The 12,939-nt window shown below is 66.9% G+C and carries 14 protein-coding genes; 7 read left to right on the top strand and 7 right to left on the bottom strand.

All coding sequences use genetic code 11. From position 1 onward, the window contains the following. Positions 1-3 precede the first annotated feature (3 nt). From H7V21_RS02410 to H7V21_RS02395, 4 genes are all read left to right on the top strand, one after another. Positions 4-708, top strand: coding sequence for a biotin--[acetyl-CoA-carboxylase] ligase (locus tag H7V21_RS02410; RefSeq protein WP_188055048.1), 705 nt, complete (start codon positions 4-6; stop codon positions 706-708). Positions 709-727: 19 nt separating this feature from the next. Beyond that, positions 728-1,501, top strand: coding sequence for a type III pantothenate kinase (locus tag H7V21_RS02405; protein WP_188055047.1), 774 nt, complete (start codon positions 728-730; stop codon positions 1,499-1,501). 93 nt (positions 1,502-1,594) lie between these two features. Continuing rightward, positions 1,595-3,235, top strand: a complete 1,641-nt coding sequence (locus H7V21_RS02400; protein ID WP_188055046.1) for a ribonuclease J — start codon at positions 1,595-1,597, stop codon at positions 3,233-3,235. A gap of 4 nt (positions 3,236-3,239) precedes the next feature. Beyond that, positions 3,240-3,500, top strand: coding sequence for a DUF1467 family protein (locus H7V21_RS02395; RefSeq protein ID WP_188055045.1), 261 nt, complete (start codon positions 3,240-3,242; stop codon positions 3,498-3,500). A 3-nt stretch (positions 3,501-3,503) separates the two neighbouring features. Here the strand turns inward: H7V21_RS02395 and H7V21_RS02390 are convergent, their stop codons facing one another. Beyond that, the gene (locus H7V21_RS02390; RefSeq protein WP_188055044.1) at positions 3,504-5,783 is read right to left on the bottom strand and encodes a hypothetical protein; all 2,280 of its coding nucleotides are present in this window, start codon (positions 5,781-5,783) and stop codon (positions 3,504-3,506) included. Positions 5,784-5,895: 112 nt separating this feature from the next. On the opposite strand from H7V21_RS02390, the gene H7V21_RS02385 reads away from it, so the two are divergent. Beyond that, positions 5,896-6,189: an Hpt domain-containing protein gene (locus tag H7V21_RS02385; protein ID WP_188055043.1), complete on the top strand. Its 294-nt coding sequence runs from the start codon at positions 5,896-5,898 to the stop codon at positions 6,187-6,189. Between the two features lie 6 nt (positions 6,190-6,195). Here H7V21_RS02385 and H7V21_RS02380 read toward each other — a convergent pair whose 3' ends face one another. The 4 genes from H7V21_RS02380 to H7V21_RS02365 are packed head-to-tail and all read right to left on the bottom strand — an operon-like array spanning position 6,196 to position 10,461. Further along, positions 6,196-7,374: a vWA domain-containing protein gene (locus tag H7V21_RS02380; protein WP_188055042.1), complete on the bottom strand. Its 1,179-nt coding sequence runs from the start codon at positions 7,372-7,374 to the stop codon at positions 6,196-6,198. Positions 7,375-7,410: 36 nt separating this feature from the next. After that, positions 7,411-8,811: a glycosyltransferase family 39 protein gene (locus tag H7V21_RS02375; RefSeq protein WP_188055041.1), complete on the bottom strand. Its 1,401-nt coding sequence runs from the start codon at positions 8,809-8,811 to the stop codon at positions 7,411-7,413. Between the two features lie 32 nt (positions 8,812-8,843). Further along, on the bottom strand, positions 8,844-9,566 hold the full coding sequence (locus tag H7V21_RS02370) for an ABC transporter permease (RefSeq protein WP_188055040.1): 723 nt from the start codon (positions 9,564-9,566) through the stop codon (positions 8,844-8,846). A 7-nt stretch (positions 9,567-9,573) separates the two neighbouring features. Beyond that, complete coding sequence (locus tag H7V21_RS02365) at positions 9,574-10,461, bottom strand: ATP-binding cassette domain-containing protein (protein WP_188055039.1); 888 nt, start codon at positions 10,459-10,461, stop codon at positions 9,574-9,576. 86 nt (positions 10,462-10,547) lie between these two features. Between H7V21_RS02365 and H7V21_RS02360 the strand changes: the two genes are divergently transcribed. Then, positions 10,548-11,006 carry a DUF2975 domain-containing protein gene (locus H7V21_RS02360; RefSeq protein ID WP_188055038.1) on the top strand — a complete coding sequence of 153 codons (459 nt, stop codon included), beginning with the start codon at positions 10,548-10,550 and terminating at the stop codon, positions 11,004-11,006. After that, positions 11,006-11,239 carry a helix-turn-helix domain-containing protein gene (locus H7V21_RS02355; RefSeq protein ID WP_188055037.1) on the top strand — a complete coding sequence of 78 codons (234 nt, stop codon included), beginning with the start codon at positions 11,006-11,008 and terminating at the stop codon, positions 11,237-11,239. Before H7V21_RS02360 ends, H7V21_RS02355 begins: the two co-directional genes overlap by 1 nt. Before the next feature lie 48 nt (positions 11,240-11,287). Here H7V21_RS02355 and H7V21_RS02350 read toward each other — a convergent pair whose 3' ends face one another. Together H7V21_RS02350 and H7V21_RS02345 are read right to left on the bottom strand one after the other, a co-directional pair. Further along, entirely contained in the window at positions 11,288-11,950 is a 663-nt protein-coding gene (locus tag H7V21_RS02350) for a hypothetical protein (RefSeq protein WP_188055036.1), read from the bottom strand. Positions 11,951-12,087: 137 nt separating this feature from the next. After that, positions 12,088-12,939, bottom strand: a complete 852-nt coding sequence (locus H7V21_RS02345; RefSeq protein ID WP_188055035.1) for an AAA family ATPase — start codon at positions 12,937-12,939, stop codon at positions 12,088-12,090.

Genomic DNA, 12,939 nt, shown 5'->3' with positions numbered 1-12,939 from the left:
GGGATGATCCGCACCGTCGGCGAGACGGGATCGACCAATGCCGATCTGCTGGCGCTTGCAGGCGCGGGTGCGGCCGAAGGGGTTTGGCTGCGCGCCGAACGCCAGACGGCGGGGCGGGGCCGCCAAGGGCGGTCGTGGGTGTCCCCGCCCGGCAACTGCTATGCGAGCACACTTGTCCGGCTGCGCGGAAGCGATCCGCCCGCTGCCACGCTCGCGCTGGTGGCGGCCGTTGCGCTGGAAGAGACCGTCGCCATGCTTCGCGGGGATCGCTCCGGTCTCGCGCTGAAATGGCCGAACGACCTGATGCTGGCGGGCGCGAAACTGGCCGGCATCCTGCTCGAGCGGGCGGGCGACGTCGTGGTGATCGGCTTTGGCGCCAACCTGTCGCACCATCCCGAAGGGCTCGACCGTCCGGTAACCAGCCTCGCCGCGCACGGCGCCGCTCCCGATCCGTCGCTGTTCGTCGAGACGCTGGCCGAAACCTTCGCCCGGTGGCTCGCCCGCTGGCGCAGCGAGGGGCTGGCGCCGGTGCGTGATCGCTGGATCGATCGCGCGCATCCGCGCGATACGGCGCTCACCGCACGCACGTCCGACGGAAGCACCGTCGAGGGCCTGTTCGCGGGGCTTGATCGAGACGGCGCGCTCATCCTGCGCTTGGCGGACGGAAGCACTCATGTCATGCACGCCGGCGACGTGTTCCTGATCTGAAGAAAGAGCCCAAGGTCCCATGCTGCTTGCGATCGATGCCGGCAATACGAACGTCGTCTTTGCGCTTGTCGACGGCACGGCGATCCGCGCGCGCTGGCGGATCGCGACCGATCCGCGGCGCACCGCCGACGAATATGCAGTCTGGCTGAGCCAGCTCCTGCAGCTGGAAGATCTCGACCGCTCGATCGTTTCCGGCGTGATCATCGGCACAGTTGTGCCGCGGGCGCTCCATAACCTTCAGGTGCTGAGCCGCAAATATTTCGGCACCGATCCGGTGGTCGCGGGGCAGGGCGAGGCGCAATGGACTTTTGCGCTCGATGTTGAGGAGCCGCAGAGCCTGGGCGCCGATCGCGCGCTCAACGTGCTGGCCGCCCATGCGCGGCACGACGGCGATCTGATCCTGATCGATTTCGGCACCGCCACTACGTTCGACGTTGTCGATTTCAGCGGCGCCTATAAGGGCGGAATCATTGCCCCGGGAATCAATTTGTCGCTCGATGCGCTGGTGAGCGCCGCCGCTAAGCTGCCGCGGATCGCGATCGAGGCGCCACAGGGGCCGAGCGTCATCGGGCGCAACACGGTCGATCAGATGCACATCGGCATTTATTGGGGCTATGTCGCGATGATCGAGGGGCTGGTCGCACGCATGAAGGCGGAGATCGGCCGGCCTGCCAAGGTGATCGCCACGGGCGGGCTGGCCGTCTTGTTCGAAGAGCAGACGGACGTGTTCGACGCGATCGAGCCCGACCTGACGATCCAGGGGCTGGCGATGCTGTGGGAGCGGCTCCGGTAGGAGCGGGCGTGCACGTGCAAAACCGGCCGGCCCTTCCTATCTGTCTGCTTTCATCCCGGTACGGCCCATTCGGCGCCAAACGTTAGGATATCAGTGACTCCCAGGAACGAATTGCTCTTCGTCGCGCTCGGTGGATCGGGCGAGATCGGAATGAACGTCAATCTCTATGGCACCCAGGGAAAATGGGTGATGGTGGATTGCGGCATCACCTTCGGTGACGCGGGCTATCCCGGCATCGACGTGATCCTGCCCGATCTTCAGTTCATCGAGGAGCGGCTCGACGATCTGCTCGGCATCGTCCTCACCCATGGGCATGAGGATCATATCGGCGCCTTGCCTTATCTGGCGGGCGATCTCGGCGTGCCGCTTTTCGCCACTCCGTTCACCGCCGGCCTGATCCGCGGAAAGCTGGAGGAGGAGGGCATTGCCGACCGCGTCGAGCTGAACGTGATCGAGCGCGAGGGCAGCTTCCGGCTCGGGCCGTTCGGTTTCCGCTATGTGCCGCTCGCCCATTCGATTCCCGAGGGCAATGCGGTGCTGATCGACACGCCCCATGGCCGCGTCTTCCATACTGGCGACTGGAAGCTCGACGAGGCACCGCTGCTCGGCGAGCCTTCGACCGGCGCGGAGCTGAGCGCGATCGGCGACGAGGGCGTGCTGGCGCTCGTCTGCGATTCCACCAACGTCTTCAATGCCCAGGCGTCCGGTTCCGAAGCCGAGGTGCGCAAGGGCCTCGACGAAGTGATCGCGGGCGCCAAGGGCCGCGTCCTCGTCACCACCTTCGCGTCCAATGCCGCACGGTTGCAGACACTGGGCGAAGTCGCGCGCGACACCGGCCGCGAGCTGTGCGTCGCCGGCCGTTCGCTCGACCGGATCCTGCGGGTTGCCAAGGCGTCCGGCTATCTCCGCGATTTTCCGGACACCATCGACTTCGATACCGCGATGCGGCTGCCGCGCGAGCGCGTGATGATCGTCGCCACGGGGGGGCAGGGCGAGCCGCGCGCGGCGCTCGCGCGGATCGCGGACGGCACCCATCAGATCAAGCTCGACAAGGGCGATCTGGTCGTCTTTTCCTCCAAGCAGATCCCCGGCAACGAGCTGGCGATCGGCCGGATCATGAACACGATCGCCCACAAGGGCGTCGAGATCGTCACCGATCGCCAGGCATTCGTTCACGTTTCGGGACATCCGGGTCGCCCCGAGCTGGCCGAGATGTATCGCTGGATCCGGCCCCAGATCCTGCTGCCGGTCCATGGCGAGGTGCGTCATCTGATCGAGCAGGCCCGGTTCGGCGTGCAGCAGGGGGTCCCCGGTGCGGTGTTTCAGGTGAACGGCGAGGTGATCCGCCTGGCGCCCGGCACGCCCGAGGTCGTTGGGCAGGCGCCCGTCGGCCGACTCGTGCTGGACGGCGACGTGATCCTTCCTGCGGACGGCGGCACGATCAACGAGCGCCGCAAGCTGGGCCTCAACGGCCAGATTTCGGTCGCGGTCGCGATCGGGCAGGGGCGGGTGCTGCGCGGCAATCCGGAAATCCGCCTCCAGGGCGTGCCGGTCGAGGAGGATCGCGAGCCGTTCCTCGCCGAAGCGGCGGAGGCTGCGGCGAAGGCCGTTCGCGGCTATGAAGGGCGCGATATCGATGCGCTGCGCGAGGCGGTGCGGCTCGCGGTGCGGCGGGCGGCGACACGCTGGACGGGCAAGAAGCCGGTCGTCGATGTGCTGATCGTGGAGGTGTGACGCGATGGGGATCGAATCTGCGATTGCGATCTATTTCCTGTTCTGGGTGTTCTCGGTCTTCCTGGTGCTCCCGTTCGGCGTCCGGACCGACGAGGAGGCGGGTGCCGAGCTGGTCCCGGGTCAGGCCGAGAGTGCGCCCCACGGCTTCCGTTTCGGGCGGATGCTGATTCGCACGACGATCGTCGGTACGATCTTCTTCACGCTCTTCTATCTGAACTATACCTACGGCTGGATCACGCCGGACATGCTCGACTGGGCGCGCTGATCTTCAGGTTCGCAGCCGCTCGATCGCTTGGGCGAGCGCGACATACAGCTTGCCCATGTCCGAAGAAAGAAGCGTCACGCCGAGCGGCGAACCGTCGCGCAGCGCCAGGATCTGGCGCAGCATCGCCTCGAAATCATGAATGTAGCGATTGACGTTGTCGCGGAAGCCCTCGTCGGCATCGTAAAGCGCTGCGATCTGCCGTGCCTCGCCTGCATCGAGCAACCGCACCGCGCGCCGAGTGAAAACCCCCCGGTCGCCCTTCAGATAGGCCGCCCAGGCGCTGTCGGATACCTCTTGCGAGAAGCTCTTGGTGATATCGATCGACGCTGAATTGAGCGCTTCGATCAGCAACGAGACGCGGCGCGCGAAGCTGTCGCTGTCGGCCCGCTCGCGCTCGGCGCGTGCGTCCTCGATGCGGCTCTCGACGGAGGCAGTGGTCTCGGCAATAGCGAGCATCTGCTGCGCGAGGCGCTCCGAAGCCAGTGTCGCGGCGCCCACCGCCGCCTCGGTAGTCTCGGCAAGCTCGGCAAGCTGACGCTTCACGGCGCCGTCCACGGCCCGGCGAAGCGCACCGGCGCCGGCATCCTCCAGCGCGCGCTCCGCCTCGGGCACCACGCTTCCGAGCGTCTCGCGCGCCTGCTTGGCAGCCGCTGCCGCGGTCTCTCGAACGCGCACCAGAGCCTCGACCAGGGCAGGGGCGGCATCCTCCGCAAAGCGTTGCGTCGTGGTGATTGCCTCGTCGACGATGGTTTCGAGCGACTGTGCCTTCTCGCGCCCGCTGTCGAGGGTGTCGAGCAGCTGTTGCGAGGTCTTGTCCAGCGTCTCGCGCTGCTTGGCGACGACGTCCGCAATCGCCTCGATCGCATCGTGCGTGCTTTCGGCGGCGGTCACCAGGGCAAGCAGTTCCGGCTTCGAATCGGCCACGACCTTGCGGCTCGCGCCGATCCGTGCATCGAGCCGCTCCAACGCCTGCGGCAATGTCTCGTCGATCTCGCGCGCGGAGGCATCCAGCGCGGTCAGCAGTTCCTCGGCGGTGCCGATCACCTTGTGCGCCGTGTCGTCGCCGGTTCGCATCGCCTCGGTCATCGCGCCGATCGAGCCGGTAAGCGCACTGATCGTTGCCGCGAGTGCCTGTGCCCGCTCGGTGCCGCTTGCATGGAGATCGGCGAAGTCGGCATTGGCCTGAGCGATGCCTTCCGAAAGCCCCGCAAAGAGCGCATCGCTCCGCCCCTGTTCCTCGCCCAGCCGCAGCGACACGCGCGAAAGCGTCTCCTCGACCGCCGACACGCGCTCGGCTAGCGCATCGGCGGCATCCTTGCCGGACCGATCCAGCGCCGCCTGATTGGCGTCGAGCATCGCCCGAATCGCCGCCCCCTGCGCGTCGATCCCCCGCCGGGCCTCGTCGACCGCCTGTGCCGTTCGCGCGAGAATATCCTCCACTGCGGCAGACATGTGCCCGGTGACTTCCTCGAGCCGGTTGCGCGTCGTTTCGCTCGTCGCTTCCATCCGCTGGAGGTGCGCGGCAAGCTTCTGCGCGGCGCCGCCGGCGATCGTATCGGCTTCCCGGCCGCGCTCGGCGAGCGCCACGAATTGCGCCTCCAGCGCACTGGCGCGCTCGCCCGCGCCCAGGCCGGCGGCATCGATCGTCTCGCGCATGTCGCGGAGCTGCTCGTGCGCCTTGGGTACCGACGAGAGAATGATCTCGATGCTCTTCGTGGCATCGCGCGCCGCCGAACTGAGCGTTGTGGCGCTCGTCTCGACCGACCGCGCCTCGTGCCCCATGCCGTTCGCCACTGCCTGCAATCGCTCGACCGCGCCGTCCCCGGCAGTGATGAGCAAGGTCGTCTGCTCGGCGAGTTCCCTGCGGTTCGCATCGAGCTTGGTCGAAAGTGTGCCGAGCACGCGCTCCAGGCTCGCGGCTTCGGCGCGCATCGCGCGGGCGGTGCTCCTCCAGCGACGCGCCTCCGCCCTGCTGGTGCGCAGTCCGAGCAGATAGAGAATGCCCACAAGGGCCGGCGGGACACAGAGCGCGCCGATGAACTGCACCAGCTCGATCGGCGCCAGGGGCGTGCGCAGTGCCGGAGCGGCAAGCCACAGCATTCCGGCAAACCAGGCAAGCACGGCCAGTATCGCGAGCGCCGGCAGCATCCAGCCGAAGCTGCGTCCCGCCGGACCTTCGTCGCCGAACGCCGTGTCGTCCCGCTCGGCCGGCGGCGATGCGGAGGCCGCATCCTCTACGGTGTCCGAAAGCAACAGCTCGTCGCCGTCGTGCCTTGCCGTCACTGCGGCTTCCGCGTTCGATGCCCCTGTCATCTCGTCTATTTACCACGTTTCTTCAGGCAACCAACACCAGCCGAAACGAAGCATTAAGCCGATGCCGGTTAGAAGCTTTCCGATGGCGTATGATCCTGGTGCAATCGATGCGACACTCGCGGCGGCCGTGGGCGACGAGCCCGCGCTGATCGCAGAGTTGCGCGAAGCGTTTCTCGAAGGCGCACAGCGCGGCATTCAGACGATGAAGGCGGCGGACACCGCCGTGGAGTGGCAGTCGGCGGCACTTCGCCTCAAGGGGCTCGCCGCGAGCTTCGGCGCGGTGCGCCTCCTCGCGCTGGCGAACGAGGCGGCGGAGGGCCGGCCCGGCGATGCCGCAATGCTGCGCAAGCTGGGCAGGGCAGTCGATCGGCTCTGAGCCGAGTCAGCGCTTGCGGCTCAGTTCCCGCATTGCCTCGTCCAACCCGTCGAGCGTCAGCGGGTACATGCGATCGGTCATCAGCTCGCGGATCAGGCGAACCGACTGCGAATAGCCCCAATGCTGCTCGGGCACCGGATTGAGCCAGACCGCGGCCGGATAGGTATTGGTCAGCCGCTGCAACCACCCCGCGCCCGCTTCCTCGTTGAAATGTTCGACCGATCCGCCCGGATGCGTGATTTCATAGGGGCTCATCGACGCGTCGCCGACGAAGACCAGCTTATAGTCGTGGCCATATTTGTGGAGCACGTCCCACGTTGGCGTCCGCTCGCTGAAGCGGCGGCGATTGTCCTTCCACACCCCCTCATAGGGGCAGTTGTGGAAGTAGAAGAATTCGAGGTTCTTGAATTCGCTGGTCGCGGCCGAAAACAGCTCCTCGCAGACCTTGATGAACGGGTCCATCGATCCGCCCACGTCGAGGAAGAGCAGCAGCTTGACCGCATTGTGGCGCTCGGGACGCATCTGGATGTCGAGCCAGCCCTGCCGCGCGGTTCCCGCGACGGTGGCGTCCAGGTCCAGCTCGTCGGCGGCGCCCTCGCGCGCGAAGCGGCGCAGGCGGCGGAGCGCCACCTTGATGTTGCGCGTGCCCAGTTCGCGCGTGTTGTCGAGGTTCTTGAAGGCGCGCTGGTCCCACACCTTCACCGCGCGCTTGTGCCGGCTTTCGCCGCCGATCCGCACGCCTTCGGGATTATAGCCCGAATTGCCGTAGGGCGAGGTGCCGCCGGTGCCGATCCATTTGTTGCCGCCCTGATGCCGGCCCTGTTGCTCCTCGAGGCGCTTCTTCAGCGTCTCCATGATCTCGTCCCACGAGCCGAGCGACTTGATCGCTTCCATCTCCTCCGGGCTGAGATATTTCTCCGCGATGGCCTTGAGCCATTCCTCGGGGATTTCGGCGGGCGCGACGCCATAGTCGCTGGCGATGCCGCGAAACACCTTCGCAAACACCTGGTCGAACCGGTCGAGCAGTCCCTCGTCCTTCACGAACGTGGCGCGCGCGAGGTAATAAAAGGCTTCGGGCGTCGCCTCGATCACATCACGGTCGAGCGCTTCGAGAAGCAGCAGATGCTCCTTCATGCTGGCGGAGATGCCGGCGGCGCGCAGTTCGTCGACGAAGGAAAAGAACATGGGGCCCCTTGTGCGCTTGTGGGCGGCCCGGGGCAACTATGGGATGGCCTGGTAGAGCTGCCAATGTGATCCCGACAGCCCTTCGGCTTCGCTCTCGGCGACCGTGGCGAAGCGCACACCGCAGCGTTGCGGCTGGGCGGGGAAGGGCTGGTTGCCGTCGCGGTCGATGAACAGGAAGCGCGCGGCCGGGCAGCGGGCCTCTTCGATGACGAGCGGATAGTTCGCCTGCAGCGCCGCGATCTCGAGCACGGCGAAGGCGCGATCGCGCTCGACTGCCACCGCCGTGCCGGCGGGAGCGCGGCGCTGCATCGCCTCGATGGCGAGGCTCGGATCGGCGCGGCGATTCTCGATGATCGAGCGGTCGGCGATCAGTGCCCCGGCCGTGATCGTCACCAGGCACGCGGCCGCGATCCAGTGCGCGGCGCCGCGCCGGGCGAACAACGTCCCGCCGCCCACGGCCGCGAGCATCAGCAAGCCGACGCCGCCGACGAGATGGTATCGCGGCATGCCCGCGTTTCCGAACTGAAGGACGAGCAGGCCCAGCGGCACCGCGACCGTCATCGTGACGAAGAGGATCACGTCGCTGGTCAGCGACTTCAAGCGAGTCGCTGCGAACACGGCCAGCGCGATCGCGACGGCAAGAGCCACGGGGCCGCCGACCGCATAGCGCAGCAGCATTGCCAGTCCCTCGGCCCATGCCGTGGGGCTGAATGTGTCGATGTTGCCGAACTGGAAGCCGTCTTGCGCGGCGCCGATCCCGAGAACCAGCGCGATCACTCCGAGCGCAGGGGCGAACAAGGCCAGCATCAGCGGAAGCCCCTGCTTCAATGCGCTGCGCCACGGCATGCGCAGCAGGAGCCCCGCGCCCGCTGCAACCGCGATCGCGGCGAGGCCGAAGATCATCGTGAGCTGTGCCAGCATGCCGAGCGCTACGGCGATGGCGACGCCGCCCGCATGCAGCGGGCGCTCGCTCGGCGCATCGAGCCACTGCAGCACGACCAGCGTGACGAGCAGGAGCGCCAGCAGCATCGGCGCATAGCCGCGCGCCTCTGCGCCATAGGTCACCAGCATCGGCGACACGGCGAACAGCAGCGCCGCCAGCAGCGCCGGCCACGCGCCCTGGCGCCGGGCGATCATCGCGGCGACGAAAACGGCGGCGGTACCGGTGAGGATCGAGAGCGCCCGCTGCACGAGCGGCGGGGCATCGGCTCCGACCAGCTGCAACCACAGCGTGTTCAAATGATGATTGTTGTCGTGGTTGATGTTCAGGAAGACGCCGAGCGGCGTCCCGGTCGCATCCGCATACCAGGCGGACCAGGCCTCATCGAGCCAGAGCGCGCCCTGTCCGGCAGCGATCCGCAGCGCCAGCCCGAACGCTGCGAATGCTCCGATCGCCAGCCACAATCGCCGTTCGGCCGGGGTATGCAGTGCCGCCATCGGCGCCGCATAGCTCTGCATTCCACGTTCGGCTAGGCTTCGCGGCGGCTGAGGTGGACCAGCATGGCGAGCAGTGCCGCGGCGCCGCCGAGGCTGCCCAGCCAAAGCGCGATGCTCTGGCGCTCGGGCAGCGAAAGGATGTTCACTGCCAGCAACCAGGGGAAATAGACGCCCTGCCGTGCCGTCGTGGCGCCGATCGCGACGAAGGTGCCCGCGATCCCGAAGACGAGCGGCGGCACGAAGCTGCGAAATCGGAGCGCAACCCAAAGCTGCAGCATCGCCACGAGCATCGATGCCACCGCCATCTTGGCGAGCGTGAGTGCGAGCGCCGCGGGCTCTGCGTTGCCCGTCGCCTGTGGCTTCAGCTGCCCGAGGAGCCAGGTGGCGCCCAGCGCCTCCAGCCAGAGCAGTGCTGACATCGCGGCGATCAGCACCAGCATCACCAGCGCCTTGGCGAGGAACGCGTTGGGGCGTGCGCCAGGCAGCGTGAGAAGGTGGTTCCAGCTGCGCGGGCCGTGCTCCATCTGTGCCATCAGCACGCTCAGTGCCGTCACGGCGAGCGGCAGCATCGCGAACGACCAGATCGCCGCGCAGCTGGCGCCGACCCGCGCGAGTTCGATCTCAGGGGCTTCGCTGTCGAGGCCGATCAGCAGGTTCAGGATCGCGACGCAGCTGGGCGCCGCCAGGCAGAGAAGCAGCGCGAGCGAACGGCGCAGCTTGAGGATTTCGACGATCAGATAGCGGTGCAGCATCATGGTCTCCTCACGCTGCCTGGGCAGCTTGCCGATGATAGATTTGCTCGAGCGAGTTGCGTCGTGCCGCGAGGTGCGAGAGCGATTGGCCGCGGCTGACGAGGAGCGCCGCGATCGCCTCCGGTGGAGCGCCGCGCACGAGCAGCGGGGCGTCGCCGTCCACGCGTTCGAAAGCGAAGCCGGCCTCGCCGACGATCCGCTCGGCGGCGGCGAGATCGCCCGTGCGCACCTCGACTGCGCCGCCCGCCGCGGTCAGTTCGCCGAGCGGCGCTTCGACGAGCAGCTTTCCCTTGTGGAGCATGCCGACGTGGCTCGCCACCAGTTCGATCTCCGCGAGCAGATGGCTCGACACGATCAGCGTGACGTCGCCGATTTCCGGCAGGCGCCGGAGCAGCGTGCGCATGTCGCGGATGCCATCGGGATCGAGCCCGTTCGAAGGCTCGTCGAGGATGAGCAGACGCGGATCGCCGAGCAGCGCGCGGGCGATCGCCAGCCGCTGGCGCATGCCGAGCGAATATCCCCCTGCGCGCCGCCGCGCCGCGCTGCGCAGGTCGACGATGTCGAGTACCCGGTCGATCTCGCGCGTCGGAAGGCCGAGCAGACGGCGCGTGAGATCGAGATTCTCGCGCCCGGTGAGATGGTCGTACAGCGAGGGCGTTTCGATCAACGAGCCGATGCGCAGCCGCGCCTGCGCCGGATCGTTGCCGAACAGGCGAATGCTGCCCGCGTCGGGACGCAGCAGGCCAAGCACCAGCTTGAGCGTCGTCGTCTTCCCCGCGCCGTTCGCGCCGAGAAAGCCGTAGATCGCGCGGCGCGGCACGGTGATCGACACTGCGTCCACCGCCAAGGTCTTGCGGAAACGCTTGCTCAGTCGGTCGGTCTCAAGCGCAGGCACCATCGGTCGCGGCTCCTATGATTTAACTCTTGCTTAAAGCTGCTGTGGGTGCGAATTTAAGTCAAGATTAAATTCGCTGGAGCGTCTCGATGGCTGTTCACTCCCTCCGTCAGCGTGCGCGCATGCTGATGTGGCTCGTCACGGCGCCCTTCGCGCTGTTGCTCTTGCTCGCGCTGGTACAGCTCTGGGGAATGGTGCGCGCGCCCAGCTTCGCGCCCAGCCTGCTGCTGCTCTATCTCCCGATGTACGTTTATGTCTGGGCGATCTGGATGGTGCGTCAGGCGCTCAAGGCGCTGGCGGGCGGCGCGTTGTTCGACATGGTGGTGCCCCGGCTGCTGCTTCGCGTGGGGCTGGCGCTGTTCTTCGGAGCGCTGTTCAATGTGATCGGCACGCCGCTGCTCACGGGGCTTTTGTTGCGCCAGATGACGATCCTGGGATTCGACGGCGCGGCAGTGACGCTCGGTGTGATCGGCGCAACGCTCGTTCTCGTCGCGCAACTGCTGCGTCAGGCGGGGGAGATGCGCGTCGAACTCGACGAGATCATCTGATGCCGGTCACGGTGACGCTGGAGGCGATGCTCGCCGCGCGGGGAATGACCGGCAAGGAACTCGCCGAACGGATCGGGATCAGCGAGACGCAGCTCTCGCTGTTCCGTTCGGGCAAGGTGCGCGGCATCCGCTTCGCCACGCTCGCCAAGATGTGCCTGGTGCTCGACTGCGAGCCGGGCGCACTGCTCGGCTATGTCGCCGACACGGCCGATCTCGATCTGCCTGGGGCGTAAGTGCCGCAAGGGGGCTGCTGGCAGGCGAAGCCGTGGCGCGACCCGCCGCTAGGCGATTCCGTCGACGACCGTGAACAGCTCCCTGCCGATCCCGGTGTTCGGCGCGGTGCGGTCGCGCTCGCGGTAGCGCACCGCCGCGCCTGGATAGGCTCCGACCGGATCGCGCGTGATTTCGAGTCGATAGCGCAGCACGTGCAGCCCCAATGTTTCGGCTTCGGCCGGCGACACCAGACGGGCGTCGTTCATCCATCCCCCGGCGGGCATGACCGCGATTGCCGGAAACGCCTCCGGCGCCAGATCGACGGCGCTGCCGCTTTGCGCAAGCGCGCGCCACTGCTTCACCCAACGCGCGTCGTCGGTGTGATTGGGCAGACCGAAATGTGACTTGACCAGCTTGATCTGAGTCCAGGCCGGCGTGTACCCGCCGGGACGCGCCAACAGAAAGTAGAAGTCGCTTCCGCCGATCGGAACGCGGACGGCCTCGCCGGTCAGCGTGCAGCTGATCGCGCCCCAGCCGGAGCCGCCGAACCCGTGATTATAGGCTTGGATTCCATCCAGGCTGACGACGCTGAAGAAGGAGCGCGGGCCATCGGGCGTCATCACGGTCACGCTGTGCTTCAGGCGCAACTCCCCGCCTCTGCGCGACTGGTTACAGCCCACAAGGCCCAGGGCGAGCGCCAGGAGGGCGACGAAAGGGGGCAGCAGCTTCATGCTTCGCTTCGGCCTCTTCGCTTCCGCCTCTTCGGTTCGGCTCGCACAGGCGTCGAGCAGAGCCCGGAATAGATCGAAAGCGTTTCCAGTCGGTGACTGTCGACCAAGCGCTTAGCGTAGCGGCCCGATCGTCGCGCTCAGCCCTTGTTCTGCTGACGGCGGCTCATGAAGGCCAGCCGCTCGAACAGCATCAGATCCTGCTCGTTCTTGATCAGCGCGCCGTGAAGCGGCGGGATCGCCTTGGACGGATCCTGCGACTGGAGCACGTCGAGCGGCATGTCTTCGTGCAGCAGCAGCTTCAGCCAGTCGATCAGCTCGCTGGTGGAGGGCTTCTTCTTCAGGCCCGGCACGTCGCGGATGTCGTAAAAGACGTCCATCGCCTTCTTCACCAGCAGCTTCTGGATGCCCGGGAAATGGACGTCGACGATCGCCTGCATCGTCTCGCGATCGGGGAAGCGGATATAGTGGAAGAAGCAGCGGCGCAGGAACGCGTCGGGCAGCTCCTTTTCGTTGTTGGACGTGATGACCACGATCGGGCGCTCGTGCGCGCGGACCGTCTCGCCGGTCTCATAGACGTGGAATTCCATCCGATCGAGTTCCTGCAACAAATCGTTCGGAAACTCGATGTCGGCCTTGTCGATCTCGTCGATCAGCAGCACCGGCACGCGCGGCGACGTGAACGCCTCCCACAGCTTGCCCTTGCGGATATAGTTGGAAATGTCGTGCACACGCTCGTCGCCGAGCTGTCCGTCGCGCAGCCGCGCAACCGCGTCATATTCGTACAGGCCCTGATGCGCCTTGGTTGTCGACTTGACGTTCCACTCGATCAGCGGGGCGTCGACGGCCTTGGCGATCTCATGGGCCAGCACGGTCTTGCCCGTTCCCGGCTCGCCTTTGACGAGCAGCGGGCGGCGGAGCGTGACGGCGGCGTTCACCGCGACCTTCAGATCCTCGGTCGCGACATAGCTCTGGGTGCCTTCGAAGCGCAT

This window comes from Sphingosinithalassobacter sp. CS137, from assembly GCF_014334115.1.
Taxonomy (GTDB): domain Bacteria; phylum Pseudomonadota; class Alphaproteobacteria; order Sphingomonadales; family Sphingomonadaceae; genus Sphingomonas.
The sequence above is the reverse complement of the archived record's forward strand: the minus strand, read 5'-3'. Positions and strand labels throughout refer to the sequence as shown.

What these genes read in the sequence shown, in the direction of transcription:
- H7V21_RS02380 (WP_188055042.1), bottom strand. Translation starts at nt 7,374, where the DNA reads ATGTTCTTTTCCTTCGTCGACGAACTGCGCGCCGCCGGCATCTCCGCC.
- H7V21_RS02385 (WP_188055043.1), top strand. Translation starts at nt 5,896, where the DNA reads ATGGCGTATGATCCTGGTGCAATCGATGCGACACTCGCGGCGGCCGTG.
- H7V21_RS02375 (WP_188055041.1), bottom strand. Translation starts at nt 8,811, where the DNA reads ATGGCGGCACTGCATACCCCGGCCGAACGGCGATTGTGGCTGGCGATC.
- H7V21_RS02365 (WP_188055039.1), bottom strand. Translation starts at nt 10,461, where the DNA reads ATGGTGCCTGCGCTTGAGACCGACCGACTGAGCAAGCGTTTCCGCAAG.
- H7V21_RS02395 (WP_188055045.1), top strand. Translation starts at nt 3,240, where the DNA reads ATGGGGATCGAATCTGCGATTGCGATCTATTTCCTGTTCTGGGTGTTC.
- H7V21_RS02370 (WP_188055040.1), bottom strand. Translation starts at nt 9,566, where the DNA reads ATGATGCTGCACCGCTATCTGATCGTCGAAATCCTCAAGCTGCGCCGT.
- H7V21_RS02345 (WP_188055035.1), bottom strand. Translation starts at nt 12,939, where the DNA reads ATGCGCTTCGAAGGCACCCAGAGCTATGTCGCGACCGAGGATCTGAAG.
- H7V21_RS02405 (WP_188055047.1), top strand. Translation starts at nt 728, where the DNA reads ATGCTGCTTGCGATCGATGCCGGCAATACGAACGTCGTCTTTGCGCTT.
- H7V21_RS02360 (WP_188055038.1), top strand. Translation starts at nt 10,548, where the DNA reads ATGGCTGTTCACTCCCTCCGTCAGCGTGCGCGCATGCTGATGTGGCTC.
- H7V21_RS02350 (WP_188055036.1), bottom strand. Translation starts at nt 11,950, where the DNA reads ATGAAGCTGCTGCCCCCTTTCGTCGCCCTCCTGGCGCTCGCCCTGGGC.
- H7V21_RS02355 (WP_188055037.1), top strand. Translation starts at nt 11,006, where the DNA reads ATGCCGGTCACGGTGACGCTGGAGGCGATGCTCGCCGCGCGGGGAATG.
- H7V21_RS02410 (WP_188055048.1), top strand. Translation starts at nt 4, where the DNA reads ATGATCCGCACCGTCGGCGAGACGGGATCGACCAATGCCGATCTGCTG.